The 21,213-nt window shown below is 23.4% G+C and carries 17 protein-coding genes; 5 read left to right on the top strand and 12 right to left on the bottom strand.

Features of this window, described 5'->3' with window-relative positions; all coding sequences use genetic code 11:
* Positions 1 to 19: 19 nt before the first annotated feature.
* Positions 20 to 520, bottom strand: a complete 501-nt coding sequence (lspA, locus tag TGUWTKB_RS02865; RefSeq protein ID WP_041063369.1) for a signal peptidase II — start codon at positions 518 to 520, stop codon at positions 20 to 22.
* A gap of 91 nt (positions 521 to 611) precedes the next feature.
* On the bottom strand, positions 612 to 1,559 hold the full coding sequence (gene ribF, locus TGUWTKB_RS02860; protein ID WP_041063368.1) for a bifunctional riboflavin kinase/FAD synthetase: 948 nt from the start codon (positions 1,557 to 1,559) through the stop codon (positions 612 to 614).
* A gap of 169 nt (positions 1,560 to 1,728) precedes the next feature.
* On the opposite strand from ribF, the gene rpsT reads away from it, so the two are divergent.
* Positions 1,729 to 1,992 carry a 30S ribosomal protein S20 gene (rpsT, locus tag TGUWTKB_RS02855; RefSeq protein ID WP_041063367.1) on the top strand — a complete coding sequence of 88 codons (264 nt, stop codon included), beginning with the start codon at positions 1,729 to 1,731 and terminating at the stop codon, positions 1,990 to 1,992.
* 86 nt (positions 1,993 to 2,078) lie between these two features.
* Here the strand turns inward: rpsT and dnaJ are convergent, their stop codons facing one another.
* The 5 genes from dnaJ to thrA all read right to left on the bottom strand — a co-directional run bounded on the left by dnaJ (position 2,079) and on the right by thrA (position 10,146).
* Complete coding sequence (dnaJ, locus tag TGUWTKB_RS02850; RefSeq protein ID WP_041063366.1) at positions 2,079 to 3,203, bottom strand: molecular chaperone DnaJ; 1,125 nt, start codon at positions 3,201 to 3,203, stop codon at positions 2,079 to 2,081.
* Between the two features lie 102 nt (positions 3,204 to 3,305).
* Entirely contained in the window at positions 3,306 to 5,228 is a 1,923-nt protein-coding gene (gene dnaK / locus TGUWTKB_RS02845; RefSeq protein WP_041063365.1) for a molecular chaperone DnaK, read from the bottom strand.
* A 254-nt stretch (positions 5,229 to 5,482) separates the two neighbouring features.
* Complete coding sequence (thrC, locus tag TGUWTKB_RS02840; RefSeq protein ID WP_041063363.1) at positions 5,483 to 6,781, bottom strand: threonine synthase; 1,299 nt, start codon at positions 6,779 to 6,781, stop codon at positions 5,483 to 5,485.
* A 3-nt stretch (positions 6,782 to 6,784) separates the two neighbouring features.
* A complete protein-coding gene (thrB, locus tag TGUWTKB_RS02835) occupies positions 6,785 to 7,714 on the bottom strand; it encodes a homoserine kinase (RefSeq protein WP_041063361.1) in 930 nt (309 codons plus the stop codon).
* A 20-nt stretch (positions 7,715 to 7,734) separates the two neighbouring features.
* Positions 7,735 to 10,146: a bifunctional aspartate kinase/homoserine dehydrogenase I gene (gene thrA / locus TGUWTKB_RS02830; protein ID WP_041063359.1), complete on the bottom strand. Its 2,412-nt coding sequence runs from the start codon at positions 10,144 to 10,146 to the stop codon at positions 7,735 to 7,737.
* Between the two features lie 222 nt (positions 10,147 to 10,368).
* Here thrA and folA point away from each other — a divergent pair, with 222 nt between their 5' ends.
* Positions 10,369 to 10,848, top strand: a complete 480-nt coding sequence (gene folA / locus TGUWTKB_RS02825) for a type 3 dihydrofolate reductase (protein WP_041063357.1) — start codon at positions 10,369 to 10,371, stop codon at positions 10,846 to 10,848.
* A 25-nt stretch (positions 10,849 to 10,873) separates the two neighbouring features.
* Here the strand turns inward: folA and apaH are convergent, their stop codons facing one another.
* The 4 genes from apaH to TGUWTKB_RS02805 form a co-directional block, all read right to left on the bottom strand.
* The gene (apaH, locus tag TGUWTKB_RS02820) at positions 10,874 to 11,698 is read right to left on the bottom strand and encodes a bis(5'-nucleosyl)-tetraphosphatase (symmetrical) ApaH (protein ID WP_041063356.1); all 825 of its coding nucleotides are present in this window, start codon (positions 11,696 to 11,698) and stop codon (positions 10,874 to 10,876) included.
* Between the two features lie 88 nt (positions 11,699 to 11,786).
* A complete protein-coding gene (rsmA, locus tag TGUWTKB_RS02815) occupies positions 11,787 to 12,617 on the bottom strand; it encodes a 16S rRNA (adenine(1518)-N(6)/adenine(1519)-N(6))-dimethyltransferase RsmA (protein ID WP_041063354.1) in 831 nt (276 codons plus the stop codon).
* Positions 12,577 to 13,593, bottom strand: a complete 1,017-nt coding sequence (gene pdxA / locus TGUWTKB_RS02810) for a 4-hydroxythreonine-4-phosphate dehydrogenase PdxA (RefSeq protein ID WP_041063353.1) — start codon at positions 13,591 to 13,593, stop codon at positions 12,577 to 12,579. Before pdxA ends, rsmA begins: the two co-directional genes overlap by 41 nt.
* Positions 13,590 to 14,867, bottom strand: coding sequence for a peptidylprolyl isomerase (locus TGUWTKB_RS02805; protein WP_041063351.1), 1,278 nt, complete (start codon positions 14,865 to 14,867; stop codon positions 13,590 to 13,592). Before TGUWTKB_RS02805 ends, pdxA begins: the two co-directional genes overlap by 4 nt.
* Positions 14,868 to 16,260: 1,393 nt before the next feature.
* On the opposite strand from TGUWTKB_RS02805, the gene djlA reads away from it, so the two are divergent.
* Positions 16,261 to 17,073, top strand: a complete 813-nt coding sequence (gene djlA / locus TGUWTKB_RS02800; RefSeq protein WP_041063349.1) for a co-chaperone DjlA — start codon at positions 16,261 to 16,263, stop codon at positions 17,071 to 17,073.
* A gap of 91 nt (positions 17,074 to 17,164) precedes the next feature.
* Here the strand turns inward: djlA and ygfZ are convergent, their stop codons facing one another.
* Positions 17,165 to 18,124, bottom strand: a complete 960-nt coding sequence (ygfZ, locus tag TGUWTKB_RS02795; protein ID WP_041063658.1) for a tRNA-modifying protein YgfZ — start codon at positions 18,122 to 18,124, stop codon at positions 17,165 to 17,167.
* Between the two features lie 136 nt (positions 18,125 to 18,260).
* Here ygfZ and recJ point away from each other — a divergent pair, with 136 nt between their 5' ends.
* Positions 18,261 to 20,000, top strand: coding sequence for a single-stranded-DNA-specific exonuclease RecJ (gene recJ, locus TGUWTKB_RS02790; protein ID WP_041063656.1), 1,740 nt, complete (start codon positions 18,261 to 18,263; stop codon positions 19,998 to 20,000).
* Between the two features lie 115 nt (positions 20,001 to 20,115).
* The gene (gene prfB, locus TGUWTKB_RS02785) at positions 20,116 to 21,213 is read left to right on the top strand and encodes a peptide chain release factor 2 (RefSeq protein ID WP_041063347.1); all 1,098 of its coding nucleotides are present in this window, start codon (positions 20,116 to 20,118) and stop codon (positions 21,211 to 21,213) included.

Genomic DNA, 21,213 nt, shown 5'->3' with positions numbered 1-21,213 from the left:
AGAATGTTATTTTTTTATACTATTTATCTAACTTAAAAAAGATAATAAAAAAATTTATAGTTAAAATAATTAATAAACCAATAAAAATACTAAGATCAGCAATATTAAAAGTAGGAATATGAAATTTTATAATTTTTATATCAATAAAATCAATTACATATCCATGATATATTCGATCAAATACATTACTTAAACCACCCCCAATAATTATTGAATAAGCTATTTGTTGTGTTTTTTTAAAAATTTTTTGACAATTCATCATAACTAAAAAAATCATAAATATTATCAGACAAGAAATACTAGATAAAAACCAACGTTGGAATTCCTTAGAAAAATTTGATAAAAAATTAAATGCCATTCCATAATTATAAGTGTAAAAAAAATTTAAAAAAGAATTGATATGAAAAGTTTTATGTAATTTTACATGCATGACTACCCATTTTTTACTAATAGTATCGATAGTAATAATAATTAATATTAATAACAAATATGTTGTTTTAAAAAAAATAGATTTTTTCATATAATGATTAAAAGATTAAATAATAAATTATAAAGATAATTTATTTAATGAAAGTTAACATGAATATATATGATTTGTTAAAAAAAAAAAATTAAATGTTATATCTATTATTTTTTTTTTGAATAAAAAAATTTTTTGTAAAAAGTATATCTTTTTTTATCTGATTTTTTAATTCGCTTAATGAACAAAACTTGATTTCTTCTCTAATTTTTTTTATTAAAACAATTTGAACATAATATCCATAAATATTCATACAAAAATCGATAAGATGAATTTCAATCCGTTTTTTCTTTCCATTTAATGTTGGACGAGTTCCAATATTTGCTACTCCTAATATAGGATCTTTTTTTATACCTAAAACTTGTACGATATAAACTCCTTTAATAGGTAAAACATTATAATAAGAATAAAGATTAGCTGTAGGAAATCCAATTTTTTTCCCTATAGAATCGCCATAAATAATTCGCCCTGAAATGCTAAAATTTCTTCCTAAAAGTTTTTTGACTAATAAAAAATTATTTTCATATAATGCTTGTCTGATAAAAGTACTACTAATTCTTTGTCCATATTTGCAAAAAGTTTTAGTACTAATCACTTCAAAACCATATTTTTTTCCAAATATTTTTAACAAAAAAAAATTTCCCTTTCTATCTTTACCAAAACGAAAATCATCACCTATTATCAGTAATTTTATATTTAACTTTTTTACTAATAAATAAAAAATAAAATCTTCTGCTGACATTTTAGAAAATTTTTGATTAAAAGAAACACAAAGCACAATATCTATATTTAGTTGAAATAAATAATTTAGTTTATCTTTTAAATTAGTTAAACGGTATGGAGCTTTTTTTAAAAAAAATTCTAAAGGTTGCGGTTCAAAAATCATAACTATAACTGGAAGATTACGTTTTTTTCCCTCAAAAAAAAGATGAGAAAGCAAAATCTTATGACCATAATGTACACCATCAAAATTTCCGATTGTTAATACACAACCTTTTTCTTGATAATTAAGATTATGTATACCACGTATAAATTTCATAAAATTCCTGTATATATGAAAATTTATACATTATTATAATGAAAATAATGTAAAATCTAATTTTAATTTTTTTAAATTAAAATTTTTATAAAATTATAAAAAAAATATAATATAAATTATCTATTTATATTATTATCGACATTTAAAAAATTAACATAAGGATTTAAAGTTGGCAAATATTAAATCATCTAAAAAACGTGTAATTACTTCAGAAAAACGTCGTAAAAAAAATGTAAGTCATCGTTCTATGCTACGCAATTCGATTAAAAAAGTATGTATGGCAATAGATTCTGGTGATAGAAATATTGCTCAAAAAAAATTTGATCAAACACAACCAATTATTGATCGTCAAGCATCTAAAAAATTGATAAGTAAAAATAAGGCTGCGCGTCATAAATCAAATTTAATTAAAAAAATCAAAAAAATTATTTAATAAAATTTAAAATTAGAAAACCGAATGATTAAACATATCGGTTTTCTTTTAATTTTATTATTTTTATTTAATGAACTTTTATTTTATCAATTAGTTAAATCATCAAAAAATTTTTTTACACTTTCAAAAAAACGTTTAGATTTTGGGCTATTTTTTTCTCCAGTAGGTCCTACAAGACTATAATTTAGTTCACGTAGCAAGTTTTTTTGTTTTTCATTAAGATTTATAGGTGTTTCTATAATAACGCGACAAAACAAATCACCAAGAGATCTTTTTCTAATTGATTTAATCCCTTTTCCACGAATACGAAATAATTTTCCTGTTTGAGTTTCTGAAGGTATTTTTAATTTTACACGGCCATCAAGTGTAGGAACTTCAATTTCCCCACCTAAAGCAGCCATTGAAAAGCTAATTGGTATTTCACAAGAAAGATTGTTATCTTCTCTATTAAATATAGGATGTTTTTTTATAAAAATTTGAACAAAAATATCACCCATTAAAGCAGCATATTTCCCTTTTCCTTTATCATAATTTACTCTAATTCGATCATTTGTATCAACTCCTGCTGGAATCCTAACATTAATTTTTTTTGTACAATCAACATAACCTCGAGTACCACAAATATTGCAAGGATTTCTTATGATTGATCCTCTTCCTTGACATGTTGGACAGGATTGTTGTAGGGTAAAAAATCCTTGTCTCATTTGAATTTGCCCTGATCCATGACAAGTTCGACAATTCTCAGGTTTTTTACCCATTTTTGATCCACTACCATAACATGCATAACATTCTTTAATAGATTTTATGTTAATTTCTTTACTAATACCTTTTACAGCTTCTTCTAAACTCATTTCAATATTATATTGAACATCTGCATGCCGTTCGTTATGCTGTTTTTTTCCGCCTCCAAAAATATCACCAAATACATCTCCGAAAATATCATTAAAATAAGAAGAGCTGTTATCAGTATTATTAGATCCTTGTTCAAAAGCAGAATCTCCATATTGATCATATGCAGCACGTTTTTTTGGATCAATTAGAATTTCATAAGCTTTTTTTATTTCTTTAAATTTTGATTCTGCTTTTTTATCATCTGGGTTTCTATCAGGATGATATTTCATAGCTAATCTTTTGTAAGCTTTTTTAATTTGACGTTCATCAGCGTCGTTAGAAATATTTAAAATTTCATAATAATTATTTTTTTTTGACATTATTTTTTATCCCTTAAACATTACTACACGGGCGAAAAGATGCCCGTGTTTTAATATAAAAACATAACGGCAAAGAAAACCGCACTCGCTAGTCAAGGGAAGTTATTTTTTATTATCTTTTACTTCTTCAAATTCAGCATCTACAACGTCATCATTTTTTTTATCTGAATTATTCTTTGTATTTGTATTGTTATTTGCGTTATCTTTTTCTTGTTTTTGTATTAATTCCATTAACTTTCCAGATACTTGTAATAATTTTTGTATTTTGTCTTCAATTTCGTTTTTATCTTCACTTTTTAATGCTAAATTTAATGCATCTAATGAAGACTCAATAGATTTTTTATCATCAACAGATAATTGATCACCAACTTTTTTTAATTGTTTATTAGTGTTATGAATGATTTGATCACCTTGATTTTTTGTACGTATCAGTTCTTCAAATTTACGATCTTCTTCAGCGTTAATTTCTGCATCTTGAACCATTTTTTTGATTTCTTCTTCTTTTAATCCTGAAGATGCTTTAATTGTAATTTTTTGTTCTTTTCCACTATTTTTATCTTTTGCAGAAACATGTAAAATTCCATCAGCATCAATATCAAAAGTCACCTCTATTTGAGGAATTCCTCTAGGAGCTGATTGAATACCATCAAGATTAAATTGTCCTAATGATTTATTATCTAATGCTCGTTTACGTTCACCTTGTAAAACATGAATAGTAACCGCAGATTGATTATCTTCAGCAGTTGAAAATATTTGACTATGTTTTGTAGGTATAGTTGTATTTTTATTGATTAGAGCAGTCATTACACCACCCATAGTTTCAATTCCTAAAGATAATGGTGTTACATCTAATAATAATACATCTTTAACATCACCAGTTAATACACCTCCCTGTACAGCAGCTCCAACTGCTACTGCTTCATCAGGGTTAACATCTTTTCTTGGTTCTTTCCCGAAGAATTCAGCAACCTTTTTTTGAACCATCGGCATACGGGTTTGTCCACCGACCAATATAACATCATTAATATTATTGATAGATAGTTTTGAATCTTTTAAAGCAACTTTTAATGGTTCGATTGATCTTAATATTAAGTCTTCTACTAATGATTCTAGTTTTGCACGTGTTACTTTAATATTTAAATGTTTTGGACCACTAGAATCTGCAGTAATATAAGGTAAATTTACATCTGTTTGCTGTGCAGCAGATAACTCAATTTTTGCTTTTTCTGCTGATTCTTTTAATCGTTGCATAGCCAATGGATCATTTTGTAGATTTATTCCTTGATCTTTTTTGAATTCTGAAACTAAATAATTAATTAAACGTATATCAAAATCTTCTCCACCTAAATGTGTATCTCCATTAGTAGCTAAAACCTCAAAAGTTTTTTCTCCATCTACATCATCTATTTCTATTATAGAAATATCAAAAGTTCCACCGCCTAAATCGTAAACGGCGATTGTTTGATTACCTTTACTTTTATCTAAACCATAAGCTAAAGATGCAGCAGTGGGTTCATTTATGATACGTTTAACTTCTAGACCAGCAATTCGACCAGCATCTTTCGTTGCTTGTCTTTGAGCATCATTAAAATATGCAGGTACTGTTATTACTGCTTCTGTAACTGATTCTCCTAAATAATCTTCAGCAGTTTTCTTCATTTTTTTTAAAACTTCTGCAGAAATTTGGGGCGGAGCTATTTTTTGATTATCTATATTTAACCATGCATCACCATTATCTGATTTAATAATTTTATAAGGCATGATTTTAATGTCACGCTGTACTTCTTCATCTTCAAAACGACGTCCGATTAATCGCTTAATTGCAAAAAGCGTATTTTTAGGATTAGTTACAGCTTGACGTTTAGCCGGTTGACCAACGAGAGTTTCGCCGTCTTTAGTATATGCAATAATTGAAGGTGTAGTTCTATCACCTTCAGCATTTTCTAGAACACGTGCTTTTTTACCATCCATAACTGCAACGCAAGAGTTGGTTGTACCTAGATCTATACCAATAATTTTACCCATCTAAACGTCTCCCATTTAAATTTTTTTAAAATTGGATAATAAATAATTTTCATATGGTTATCTTTTATAGATTGTCATATGTGTGAATAGGGATTAAATGGGGCTTCTTTTTGATGTCATCAAGGTCTAAAAAAAAAAATATTCATAATTTTTTAAAATTGCCTGTATATAATTTTAAAATTGTTCGCTTTTTAACACTTATTGATATGTTCGTTAAGTTTTTTAAAAAAATTAACTAATATATTTTAACTATTTCATTCTACGTTAGATATATTAATCAAAAAATTTTTAATGTCATCAAAATTTGGATCCATATTTATGGATAAAAAAGGTAAATTTATTTTTTTTTCTAAATCAATTGATATAGGAATCGTTTTTTTTATTAAACTTTCAACTAGTTTATTAAATTTAACAGGATGTGCTGTTCCTAAAAATATTCCTATTTCTTTTGGTTTTAAATGTTGCTTTAATGACATCCAAGCAATAGCTGTATGTGGATCTGCAACGTAGTTTAATCGATTCAGTTCAAAAATTGCTTGTTTAGTTTTTTGATCCGAAAAAGTACTATAAGAGATGTCAGATAGTCTCCAATTTTTTCGTCGAAATAGTTCTTGAATTCTTGGCCAGTTATTTGGTTTATTAATATCCATTGAATTTGAAAGTGTTTCAATAGTTTTCTTTGGATTCCAAATACCAGTTTGTAGATATCTTGGAACGGTATCATTAATATTACTAGCAATAATAAATTTTTTAATAGGTAAACCAAGAGATTTAGCTAAATAACCTGCTGTTAAATTACCAAAATTTCCACTAGGAACAGAAAAAACTAATTGATTTCGATATTTTTGAGGAACTTTTTTTACTGCTTCAAAATAATAACAAATTTGAGCAAATAACCTACTAACATTTATTGAGTTAGCTGAATTAATATTTACAATATTTTTTAAAGTTTGATCTTGAAAAGCTCTTTTAACAAGATTTTGGCATGTATCAAAATTACCATTTATAGAAATTGTATATATATTTTTTCCTAATGTACAAAATATTTTTTCTTGAATAAAACTAATTTTACCTTTTGGATATAAAATAACAACTTTAACATTGTTCATTTTATAAAACGCATGAGCAACTGCTGCTCCTGTATCACCAGAAGTTGCAGTTAATATTATAGTAGATTTTTTATTATTTTTTTTTATATTAATCATTTGCGCCATAAATTGAGCACCAAAATCTTTAAATGCCAAAGTGGGTCCATGAAATAATTCTAAACAAAAAATGTTATTCTCTACTCTTTTTAAAGGAATAGGAAAAAAAAATGATTTTTTAACATATTGAAAAATTTTTTTAAAACTTATCTCTTTTCCTATATATTGTGATAATATTTTTGCACTACAATAAATAAAATCTGTTTTTAACAATGAACTAATTTCTTTTTTCGTAAACTTAGGAAGTTTTTTAGGAAAAAATAAACCTTGTTTTGAGCCAATACCAATATTTGTTGCTTGAATAAAATTCATTCGTTCATATTTATTTTTAAGATTATAAAATTTCATTATCTATCCTAATTTTCTTGCACCTAAATCATCAACTTTGCATATATGAACAAAACCTTTGTTATTTTGCAAATAATTTTTTTTTAACCAATCTGCTATTTTTATAGCTATTTCTTGTTTATCACAAATAGCAAAAACACTTGGACCAGAACCAGATATTCCAGATGATAATGCACCAATTATTTTGAGAGACTCACGCATGTTAAAAAATTTCGGTAATAATTTTATACGGTAAGGTTCTGCAATGATATCTTGCATAAGTTTTATAGCTAAATCACATTGTTTTGTATGACAAGCATGAATAAAACCAGACAAAAGACGGCTATGTTTTATACACGTTTCTTTGTAATATTTTTTTGGTAAAATAGATCTGGATTTAGCGGTAGAGAGTTTATAACCTGGATAAGCTATAATCCATATCCAGTTTTTAAATATTGGTATTTTTTGAGTAATATTTTTTTCTTGATTTAGGATAATTTGTAATCCACCGAAAAGACAAGGAGCAACGTTATCGTAATGTATACTACCAGCAATTTCTCCTTCTATTTTTCCCATCATAATCAATAATTCTTGATAATTTAATGGATTTTTTAAAAAAATATTAATTGCTAATAATGTAGCCACTGTAGAACACGCGCTTGATCCAAGTCCAGAACTAATAGGTATATTTTTTTCTAAAATAATTTCTATATCAATATTTCTTTGAATAAAATTACAAAAATTTTTCCAACAATTCCAAACAATATTTTTATTTAATTCTAATGGTAATTCATTAGCGAACTTACCTTTGATTTTTAACGAAAAAGAATTAGCTGATTTTACGGTAACAAAATCTCCTAAAAGACTTCCATCTACTGGAGAAATTGCCATTCCTAATACGTCAAAACCCACGTTTATATTGCCTATAGAAGCTGGTGCATAGATTTTTATCATAATTATTATTCTCTTAAGTATTATAGAATTCGTAATAAATCTGAAAATATTCCTGCAGATGTAACATTATTTCCTGCCCCATATCCAGTTAATAGTAATGGATTAGGTGTATAATATTTAGTGTAAAAAGCCAAAGAATTTTCTCCATTTTTTATCTTAAAAAATGGATGATTAGAATCTACTGCAATAATTTCTACTTTACATTTACCATATTTTCCAATTGTTCCAACTAATCGTAACACTTTTTTTTCTAAATGTGCTTGTATACTTTTTTTATGAAAAATAGAATCCATAATTGATATTTCTTGCATAAATAACTCAACGTTACTAACTTGCATAAGTTTTTTTGTTATAATTGGCTCAATAAATATATCTTCCATTTCTATAAAATATCCTACTTCCCTAGCAAGAATTAATAATTTTCTAGCAACGTCAATTCCAGAAAGATCATCACGAGGATGAGGTTCAGTGAACCCTAATTTTTTTGCTAATTTTGTAGCCTGAGAAAAAGAAATTCCTTCATCTAATTTACCAAAAATAAAAGAAAGAGATCCAGATAAAATACCAGAAAATTTTATTAATTTATCTCCTGTATCCATTAATTTTTGTATGTTTTCAATAACAGGTAGTCCAGCACCTACGTTAGTTTCATAAAAAAATTTAGTATTATAATTTTTTGCAGCATGTCTAATATTTTGATAGTTTTTTAAAAAACTAGAATTTGCTTTTTTATTTGCAGTAATAACATGAAAACCGTTAGTTAGAAAATCAATATATTGATTAGCAATAATTTGGCTTGATGTACAATCAATAATAGTTGGGTTTGAAAAAAAATTTTTATTAGATAATTTAATTAATTTATTGAAATTAAATTTTTTCTTGGAAGATTGTAGAAAATTTTCTAAATTTTTTAATACAATACCCTTTAAATTAATATAAAATCCTTTTGTATTTGAAACACCTAAAACGTTTAAAAAAATATTTTTTTTTTGCAGACGTTTTTTTTGAAAAAATAATTTTTCTAAAAAAGATTTACCAATTGAACCAATACCTATAAGAAATATGTCAATATTTTTTTTTTTTAAAGTTAATGTTTGTTGTATTGAAAAATGTATTTTTTGTAAATTAGTGTTATTAGATAATAATGATATTGAATATTTTGAACAGTTATTTGTAGTAATTGGAAATTGATGAGAAAAAATTTTTGTACAAATATTAAATAATTTTTGTGATTGTTCTATAAAAGTGATAATAGATACATTATTAATAGTTTTAATAATTTTAAAATATTCATTTTTTAATAGTTTAGAAAATAGATTTTTAAAAAGATTAAAAATTCGTTTTTGTTCGTTATGAGAGATAGAAAAAGTAATCGTTTTTTTAATAAAAGATTGACTTATTAAAATAACAGAAATACCCAAACTAGAGATTTTTTTTAACATTTTTGAAATAAACATCTCATTTTCTTTATGTTGAATATGAAATATGATCATTTCATTTAAATGAACTATTTTATAATAAGAGCATTTTTCTTTAATTAAAAATTTTCCAATATAAATTGAAAAATTTTTAGAAAATTTAATATTTTTTATAGAATAATAAATATTAAATTGATGAATTAAAGAAATTATTCTAGGATGAAAAACTTTTGAATAAAAGAATGATAATTCCATTGCTTCTTCATAACTAATGAAAATTGAATTATATACATTTTTACTTCTTTTAATCATTTTTTTTATAAACTTATTAGAGTTAGTCCAATTTTCTAAGTAACCACAATTTAAACAACTTGCTAAAATAGCTGCTGAATAATCAGAACCGTTTCTTCCTAATAAAACTAATTCTCCTTTTTCGTTACCTGCGATTTTTCCTGTCATTAATATTATTTTTTTATTTATAAAAAAATTTTTTATTCTTTTTTTCGATTCATAGATATCTGCAGTAGATTCAAAATAATTGCCTATTCCTAATATTTTTTTTATGGGATTAATAACAACAAACTCATTGTTTCTAGCTTGTAATAATAATTCTATAATGTTAGTGTAAATTTTTTCCCCTCTAGATAAAATAAAAACGTAAATTTTATCTGGACAGTATCTTAATACATTTACTATTTTTAGTACTTTTTGTATAAACAAAAAATCTAAATCTAATTTTTTTTTTATATTATTTAAATTAAAATTATTTTGAACTTTTGATATTTTTTTTGATATTAAAATAAAATTATTTTTTAATTTTTTCAAATCATTATCAATATTTATTCCATTAATACTATTTTTAATAAGCATAAATATTTTTATAAAAATTACATGTGGTGCTGAAATTATTCCTGCTATTTGTTCTTTTTGAGATTTTTTTTCTAAAAGATGAACTAAAAAAATAATTTTTTCTGCGGTTTTTAGTAAATTTTCATCAATTTTTACTACTTTCATATTTGTTTTTTTCCTAAACTTTATTAATAAAAATTTATTTTAATATAAGACATATAACTTTTTTTAAAAGATATTAAAATACTATATAAATCTAGTATAAAATATTTTTTTTATTTTTTTATAAGCTATATTTCATATAAAATATTTTTTCTAATAAATTTATTAAAAATAATTTAAATATTTTTTATAAAATATATTTATATTTTTATAAAGGATTAACTAATGATAAGTTTAATTGCTGCTTTAACAAAAAATTATATTATTGGTATACATAATACAATACCTTGGTACATACCAGAGGATTTATTATGGTTTAAACGTAACACAATAAATAAACCTATCATCATGGGTAGATTAACTTTTGAATCTATTGGTTATCCATTAAAAAATCGTATAAATATTGTGGTTAGTCGAAAAAAACTAATAAATTTTAATGAAGTTATTTGGGTAAAATCTATTGAAGAAGCTATTACATTAGTAAAACATGAAGAAGAAGCAATAGTTATTGGAGGAGGATTAATTTATGATCAAATGTTAAGATATGCAAATCGCTTATATTTAACTCATATTAATTTTGAAACATTCGGTGATACTTATTTTCCTATATATAATAGTAAAAATTGGAAAGTAACTTTTAGAAAATTATGTTCTAATTTTAAGAATAAAAATATAAATTATTATTTTGAAATTTTAGATCGTTAATTTATTCATAGTTATAACGATTCTTTTATTTCATAACAAACATTTTTGAATTTTGTTTAAAAAATTTGTTTTTTTCCCAAAAAAACAAAGTTAGATATTTTCCCCAACAACATCCAGTATCTAATCCAATAATTTTATTAGGAGTTCCTTTCCCTTCTAAAGATGCCCAATGACCAAAAAATATCGTATAATTCGCTATTATTTCTTTATTAATAAGATTAAACCATGGTTTTAAATAAAAAGGAGCATTAGATGGTTTATCTTTAAAATGCATATCTAATGTTCCGTCTAAAAAACAATAACGCATTTTAGTAAATGCATTAATAGAAAAACGTAGTTTGGATAAACCCATTAAATTTTTATAACTACAAGAATTTTTTTCATATAACATTTGAAGATGTAGTTTATAGTTATTACTAGATAAAACTTTTCTTAATTCATTAGCACAAATAAAAGCATTTTCAATATCCCATTGAGGAGCAATACCAGCGTGTGACATGATAATTTTTTTTTCTTTATCAATTTGTAAAAATGGTTGTTTTCGTAACCAGTTAACAAGTTCATCAATATCTTCTGATTTTAATAAATCTGTCAGGTAATCTTTAGGTTTACAATTATAAATTCCTGCATAAATAGCAATAAGATAAAGGTCATTGTTTCCTAGCACTAATTTTATACAATTGCCTAATGATTTTATATAACGTAATACTTGTAAAGATTTTAATCCTCTTGTCACTAAATCCCCAGTTAACCATAATGAATCTTTTATAGGATCAAATTTTACTTTTTCTAATAGCAAACAAAGTTCATCATAACAACCATGTATATCGCCAATTAAATATGTACTCATTTTTCATGCCTAACATAATAATTAGTTTTTTAATAAAATTATTAACTTAATGATATATAGTGTATATACTATACACTATATACGTTTTTTATGTAATTTTAGATTTTTTTATATTTTTTAGATAAAAATTTGTTATTTCAAAATATTGTTGTACAGATAGATTTTCTGCACGTAAATTACAATTAATTCCTATAGTTTCTAATTTTTTTACATTAAAAATTTTATTTAAACTGTTTTTAATAGTTTTTCTTCTTTGATTAAAAGCATCAGTTAGTATTTTTTTTAAAAAAAATATGTCTTCTTTAATAAAATTATAAAATTTATGAGGTATAAATCTAAGAAAAATAGAATTTACTTTTGGTTGTGGTAAAAAAGCAGATGAATGTATTTTATCTACTACTACAGTTATTTTAAAAAAAGATTGAGCAAGTATAGTTAATTTTCCATAATTTTTACTATTAGGAATAGCAAGTAATCTATCCGCTACTTCTTTCTGAAACATAAAGTGTACATCTTTTATTAAATCAATATATTTAATAAGATGAAATACTAAATTCGTGGATATGTTATAAGGTATATTTCCAAATATTCGTAGTTTCTTTTTATATTGTTTTGTTAAATTATTAAAATTAAATTTTATTACATCCGCATTAAAGACAATAAAATTAACATGTTTTAAAAAAATGTTCTTTAAAAGAATCACAAGATTATTATCAATTTCAATTGCAATTAATAAATTAACATCTTTTATAACGTGTTTAGTTAATGCTCCATTTCCCGGACCTATTTCTACCATAATATCTTCACTTTGAGGATTAATAGCATTAATAATAGCAGAAATAATATCTTTATCTTTAAGAAAATGTTGTCCATATCTTTTACGAAATATATGAAATTTTTTTGTTTTGAATATTTTCATTATTTTTTACTAAATTAATTGCTAATTTAATTGCTAATCTAAAACTTTCTAAATTTATTTTTTTTGTGCCTGCTAATTCTAAAGCTGTTCCGTGATCAACGGATGTACGAATAAAAGGTAATCCTAAGGTTACATTAACTGCTTTTCCAAAACTATGACTTTTTAGTGCAGGTAATCCTTGATCATGATACATAGTAAGAATAACATCATATTTTTTTAAAGGAAAATTAAAAATTGTATCAGCTGAAAAAGGTCCTATAACGTTTAATCCTTCGTTCTTAAGTTTTTGCAAAACAGGAATAATAATATCAATTTCTTCTTTTCCTAAATATCCATTTTCTCCAGCATGAGGATTTAATCCTGTTACTAAAATTCGCGGTTTTAAAAATCCAAATTTATTTTTTAAATCAGTATATAAAAGAGTAATTTTTCTATATAAAATATCTTTGTTAATAAAAGAAGCAACATCTTTTAAAGGAACATGTGTTGTAATCATAGCCATATGAATTGATTTTACAACAAATAACATCAATACTATTTTTGTTCCTGTATAATTGGCTAAAAACTCTGTATGACCTGAAAATTCTATTCCTGCTTGATTAATAATACTTTTTTGTACTGGGCCGGTAATTAAAGCTGAAAATTCTTTTTTTAAACATCCAAAGCATGCGATAATAAGTGAATTAATTACATAGTAACTATTTTCAATACATAATTTTCCTATTTCTACTATTTTATTAGTTTTAATTGGAAGAATAATCATTTCACTTTTTTTCACTATGTTATTTGTTGCATTTTTCTTATAAATTTTTATATCAATTGGTAATTTTAATTCTTTAGCACGGTTATAAATTAACATAGGATCAGCGCAAATGACTAATTTTACCGGCCATTTTTCTTGTATTAATTGAATTATAATATCCGGCCCAACTCCTGCGGGTTCACCAGGAGTAATAATAAATTGATGATTTTTCATAAAGTATTTACATATTTAATATATGTCTGATTTTTTTGTTCTTGTATCCATTTCTTTGCTTCTTGATCAAATTTTTCATTAAAGAAAAAGTTTTCAGCTTGTTTTTTATTTAAAATATTTGTTATATCCACTCTTCTTTTATCAATTAATTGAATAACATGCCAACCAGAATTTGAGCGAAACGGATAAGTCATATTTCCTTTTTTTAGTTTTTCAATAATTTTTTCAATTTTTTTTCCAAAATATTCAGACGAAATCCATAAAAGATCACCACCTTTTGCAGCAGATTTACTATCTTCAGAATATTTAATAGCAGCATCACTAAAACTTTCTTCTTTGTTTTGAATATTTTTTATAATTTTTTCTAATTTTTTCTTTTTTTGTATATCGGTTTTTTTGGAGGATGATTTTAAAAAAATATCTTTTACATGAAATTGTTTAATAATCGTATGTAACTTACTTTCGTCCCTATTATGTATTTTTAATACATATAATCCTTTTATATTTTTTATAGGACCGATAACATGAACATTTTTAGGACTATTAGATAATGCTTTTGAAAAAAAAACAGGTAAATCATTAATACATTTTTTTTCAATTTTTTTATATTCTATGTTTAATTTTTTATTAGATAAAAAATGTAGTATTTGCGTAATATCATTATTCTTTTGAAGGTTTTTAATAGTATCATGTGCTAATAAATTAATTTTATTAATTATTCTTTTGTTAACGTTTGCCTTTAAAGGAAAAAAAATATAAGTAAATGTATATTCAATATTTTTATCTTGATCTTTTTGGAGCTTTTTTAAAAAAAATTTTTCTTCTTCTTCAGTAACGTGTATTCTTTTTTTTACTTCATTTTGAAGTAGTATTGATATAATAAATTTTTTGCTAATATCATTTATATAATCTATATATTCAATATTGTGTTTTTTTAGATAATCATGTAATTGATCAATAGTTATACCATGTTTTTTTATTCCATTTTTTATCATTTGATTTAGTGTTTTTTCATCAATTTTTATTCCTTTTTTTTCTCCAAGTGCTAATAAAATTTTATTTATAATTTCATTTTCAAAAATTTTTTTTAAAAAATTTTTATCGCTAGTAGTAACTAATGGATTTTGTTTTTTTATTTGATCAACAACATTTTTTATATCACTTTTTAGTATTACATCATTGTTTACAATAACAGCTATTTCGTCTAATAAATGAGGTTTAGCAAAAGATGTATTATATACTAGTAGTATAATTAAAATTAATTTTTTTAACATTTTGTTTTATTTATATGTTTTGATTTATGAAATTTAGGTGTTGTGTGGATTAATATGTAGTTCATTATATATTAGTTTATATATTTAATTAACATTTTACCTTGATAAGATAAAATCTATAAAATGACAATTATATTTTTACTAATTTTTGTTCACATATAAAAATTTTTTATATTTTGAACTAAAAATATAGTTATATTAATTATCTTTTATCTTTAATACTTAATTAATAATTTTTAAAAAAAATAGTAATAATTTTTAATTTATGTATAAAAATAAATCAAACATTCCATGATAATCTCTATTTTTTATAAAAATTGTGAAAAAGGATTATTGTAAATTTTTTCAAAAATAAAATCATCATCTTTACAACGAAAGACATAAATATACCAGATATTTAATTTTATATTTTTAATTTCTTTGATAAAGATAAAAATAAAAAAATGTCTTATTAACAACGCTAAAAATATCTATTTTAAATTTATTATGATGTTTATGAGAAGTATTTACACAAAAAATTTGAAGTTTTATTAAACAATATTAAATATCAGTTTTAAAAAACGTTAACATTTACAATATGTTTTAAAACAAGCAAAAATTTTAGAATATGTAATAAATATCACTATAAGACATATCTTTTTAATGATTTTCTTCATAAAAAATATATAATGCATAAATATTAAGTTTTTTAAAACTGATATTTTTTTAATACAAAATATATTTTGTAAATTCACTCTGTTAAACTAGCTACAATAAATATTCATGTGTACTTTAATTTTTTTTAAACATATTTATACAATAAAAAATATATTTTTTTTTAAAAACTATATTTTTTTTGAGAGAATAAAAAGATATGTAGTATACTTTGATAAATCGAAAAAGTAAAATATGAAAGATAAAACCTCTGAATTCTATTAATTTTTTATAATGATTATAACGTTTGTATACTAATTTTTTTTTAAATCTAATATTATCTTTTTACAAAAAAATGAATTTATTTTTATTTTTAGCAAAACAAAAATAATCTTTAACAGAATATTTTATTTTAGATAAATTCTATTACAAACCTTTATATTTTTATAATTAAAAGTTTCACTAAAAATTTTTATATCAAAATAAAAATTTACTATAATTATCGATTATATTATTTATTATTTTACATAAATGTAAGAGTTTGTTTTTATGTTTTTTAAAAAAAATTGTAAATATAAAATTATTCAATAATTGTAATTAAAAAAAATGAAACTTATCAAGTTTTTCAATATATTTTTATTAATATATAAAAAATTTTAAAATTTATTAAGCAATCAATAAACAAGTAAAATTAATCATTTCTTTTTTAGAGTTATATGAAATATTAAAGAATAGCAATAATGCATGGAGATATATTTATATGCATCCCTTTGGTAAAATTTTTGGAATATTAATTGGATCTATATTAGGAACTGGATTTTGGAATATTATTATTGGATTTTTTATTGGTTACATAATTGATAAAATATTTGATCATAAAAAAAAAAAGTTGTATATCGATGATAATCGTTATCAAAAAATTTTCATTTGTACTACATTTCAAGTAATGGGAAATATTGCGAAATCCAAGGGATACGTTTCTGCAAAAGATATAAGAATTGTTTCAACATGCATGAATGATATGCAATTAAATAAAGATTTATGTATACAAGCACAACAGGCTTTCCGATATGGCAAGCAAAACAACTACCCGTTACGATATAAACTAAAAGAATTACGTCAAATTTTTTATAAAAATTTTGATATAATAAAATTTTTTTTTGAAATTCAAATAAAATTAGCATTTTCTGACGAAGTACTACATCCCAATGAAAGAAATATTTTATATGTAATTGCTCAGGAATTAAGTACGTCAAAATTTCAATTAGATTATCTTTTAAATATGATAGAAGAAAAAAATTTTTTTTTCTATCACAAATATCATAGAAGCTTTCAAACAAAAAAAAACAATTCACAATCAACAATAGAAAATGCTTATAATACTTTAAAAGTAAAAAAAACTGATGATAATATTACAATTAAACGTGCTTATCGAAAATTCATGAATAAATACCATCCAGATAAACTATCATCAATAAAAACATCATCCGAAATGTTAAATACAGCAAAACAAAAAATGCAAATTATACAAAAAGCTTATAATATTATTTGTAAAGAAAGAAATTTAAAATAAGTATTAAACTAGTTTATTTATTTAAAATACATAAATTTTTACTTTTATTGATAGATAGAAATTTTATTATAAAATATAATAAATTATATTTTTAGGAAATTTTTTTTATAAAAAAGCGACTATTTTTATCATCTATTATACGAAAAATATCTGCTGTTTCAGATTGACTGCTTAACAAAACTTGTATCCAAATAATTTTATTATCTAATTGAGTTACATGTAATATATTTCCAGTTTCTTTCCAAGAATCTTTAACTTTTATTTCTAATATAGATTTAACAGATGGCACAACACTAGATGTTCCTTCTAATAAAAAAATAGAAAATTTATTTTTTCCACGATACTGTATACGTGAAATAATTTCTTGACCAAGATAACATCCCTTTTTAAAACTTATTGCATTAAATTTTTCTAGATTTAAAAACTGAGGGAAAAATTTTCGTATATTATAATTATTAATTACTGGAAAACCACATTCCATATCTAACGAAAACCATTGCTCATCTTTTGACAATTGTAATTGATTTATTTTTTTTATTTTATTAAAAATCAATTGATCAATAATTATTAAATAACGTTCGATCGGTTTCTCAAACCATAACAATATATTTTTTTTAAAAACTATTTTTTTTTTATTTTTATTTGGTAATTCAGGAAAATATTGTTTTAAAAAAAATTTTGCTTCTTTTCCTACAACTCCTAATAATTTTTTTTGATCGTTTTCACAAATTTTTATATTTGAAAATATTGCATATTTTTTTAACTCATTCATTTGAATTTCAGAGATATCATTATATATAGTATAAAAATAGCTATCTTTATATAAAAAAATAGGAAAAATACCTAAAACTTTCCCATAAACATTACAATGAGCAGTAATTAAATAATTATTTTCTTTTAACAAAAATATATTAGCAGTAAATTGACTCTGTAAATATTTTTTAACATTATTTCCTTGTATATTAATTAATTTTAATTTTTCAAAAAAAATAATTTTCAAGGGTAATCTATAAGAAGGAAGAGAAAAATGATATGATAAATTTTTAGACACAATTATTCCAAATAAAAAATATAAGAATTCTAATAAAAATTTTTGCCAATCTAAGTATAATATAATATTTAACTTATTAATAATAATTTTTTTTATTAACAATATTTTAAAGGTTAAACTCTAATTGACATATAATATATTTACAAAAAATTTTAAACTAAAACGTCGACATATTAAACACGATAATCATTCATTAAATGAATATCCGCCATTACTACGCAAAATTTATCTTCACAGAGGTATTGATACAGTAAACGATCTACAAAAAAGTTTAAATCATTTATTATCTTATGATCATCTCAATGATGTTCATAAAGCAGTAAAAATTTTGTATGATTCGATAAAGAAAAAAAAACGTATTACTGTTGTCGGTGATTTTGATGCAGACGGAGCAACGAGTACAGCACTCGTAGTTTTAGCAATACAATCAATGGGCAGTCATAACATAAACTACTTAATTCCCAGTAGATTAAAAGATGGGTACGGTTTAAGTCCTAGCATAGTCAAACAAGCCTATGAAATAGGAACAGATTTAATTTTAACTGTTGATAATGGAATTTCTTCATATGAAGGTGTTAAAGAAGCAAACAAGTATAATATTCCTGTTTTAATTACAGATCATCATTTACCAGGAAATGAATTACCTCCTGCAAAAGCAATTGTCAACCCTAATTTAAAAGATTCTAAATTTTTATCCTGCAATTTAGCAGGTGTCGGCGTAGCTTTTTATCTTATGATTGCGTTAAGAGCTTATTTACAAAAAAAAAAATGGTTTGAAAAAAATAAATTATCAATTCCAAATTTAGCAAACTTTCTTGATTTAGTCGCAATTGGTACTATCGCTGATATGGTGCCATTAGATAAAAACAATAGAATTTTAGTTTGGCAAGGATTAAACAGAATACGATCTGGCAAATGTCGTCTTGGAATTAAAGTTTTGTTAGATATTACTCATTGTAACTTATATGATTTAGTAGAAAATGATTTAAGTTTTGTTATAGGATCACGTTTAAACGCAGCTGGACGTCTTGATAGTATGTCAACAGGAATTTCTTTATTATTGTCCAATAATATTGAAAATATTTATTATTTAGCAAATAAATTAAATGCATTAAATGAAAAGCGAAAAAAAATTGAAAAAAAAATGAATAATCAGGTAATTTTTTTATTAAAAAAGTTATTTGAAAAAAATCAAAAAAATTCACCATCAATTCTAATTTTTTATGAAAATAATTGGCATCAAGGAGTAGTAGGTATATTAGCATCACGTTTGAAAGAAAGATTTCATTGCCCGGTAATTACTTTTGCTCCTGTAGACAAAGATATTTTGAAAGGTTCTGCTCGTTCTATATCAAACGTTCATATTTATCATCTATTTGTAAGATTTAATCATTTATATCCAGGGATAATATTAAATTTTGGTGGCCATGCAATGGCGGCAGGTTTATCAATAGAAAAAAAAAATTATGAAAAATTTTATAAAATTTTTACTGAATTCATAAAAAATTTTTTTCATGAAAATAATATACAAGATATTATTTGGTCTGATGGAGAATTAGATCCTATAGAGTACACATTAAAAACAACACAAATTTTAAGACATGCTGGTCCTTGGGGGCAAAATTTTCCAGAACCATCTTTTGATGGAAAATTTTTATTAATTAATCAAAAATTAGCAGGTAATAGACATTTAAAACTCACGTTAAAACCATTAAACGGAAATAATTTTATTAATGGTATTCTTTTTAATGTTAATACTTTATTCTGGCCAAATAATGATATTAAGAAAGTAGAAATAGTTTATAAACTGTACATGAATAATTTTCGAGGTAATCGTCAAATGCAACTTTTAATTGAAGAGATTTGGCCTTTATAATGTTTTATTGCAGCGTTTATTCCTAGACTATTTATATTTTTAATTTTATATATTACTTATATACATTATTTTTTATAGTGTAATAAAATGATAAATACTAAATATAAAAGAAACTATGTTTGAATTAAATTTAATTAAAAATCGTATACAAAAATTAATAGAAAAAAATAAAAATATTAGAGATATTTTTAATTATTATAATAATAAAAAAAAAGTAAAAAAAATTGAAAAAGAACTAAAAAATGTTGATTTTTGGAAAGATAAAAAACGTGCTAAATTTTTAAAAAAAGAATATTCTGCATTATTATGCAATGTTAATAATCTTGAAACTCTTCAAGAAAGATTACAAGATATTAAAAGTTTTATTTTATTAGCAGAAGAAGAAAAAGATTTAATAATGTTTAACGAGATTATATCTGAAATAAACGAATTAGAAAATCAATTTAATGACTTAGAATTTCATCGTATGTTTACTGGAAAATACGACAGTTTTAATTGTTATATTGATTTCCAATCAGGTTCTGGAGGAATTGACGCACAAGACTGGACAAAAATGTTATTAAGAATGTATATAAGATGGGCAGAGAAAAAACATTTTAAGTATAAAGTTCTTGAAGAATCAGGAGGGGAAAGTGTTGGTATAAAATCTGCAACAGTTTTTATATCAGGTAAATGTGCATTTGGTTGGCTAAAAACAGAAACTGGAATTCATAGATTAGTACGTAGAAGTCCATTTGATTCTAGCAAACGTAGGCATACTTCTTTCAGCTCAATTTTTGTTTATCCAGAAATAAATGATAAAATTTCTGTAGAAATAAATTTACTTGATTGTAGAATAGATGTATATCGAGCGTCTGGTGCAGGTGGTCAACATGTTAATAGAACAGAATCTGCTGTTAGAATTACTCATCTTCCTACAGGAGTCGTAACACAATGTCAAAATGATAGATCACAACATAAAAATAAAGAACAAGCTATAAAACAAATGCAAGCAAAACTATATAATTTAGAATTACAAAAAAAAAAAAAAACACAAAAAGAAATAGAAAATAATAAAGCTGAGATTAGATGGGGTAATCAAATTCGTTCCTATATACTGGATGATTCACGCATTAAAGATTTGCGAACTGGCTTAGAGTCTCGAAATATACAGTCAGTACTTGATGGAGATATAGATCTTTTTATTAAAAAAAGTTTACAAGTAGGATTATAG

The organism is Candidatus Tachikawaea gelatinosa, from assembly GCF_000828815.1.
Classification (GTDB): Bacteria; Pseudomonadota; Gammaproteobacteria; order Enterobacterales; family Enterobacteriaceae; genus Tachikawaea; species Tachikawaea gelatinosa.
The sequence above is the reverse complement of the archived record's forward strand: the minus strand, read 5'-3'. Positions and strand labels throughout refer to the sequence as shown.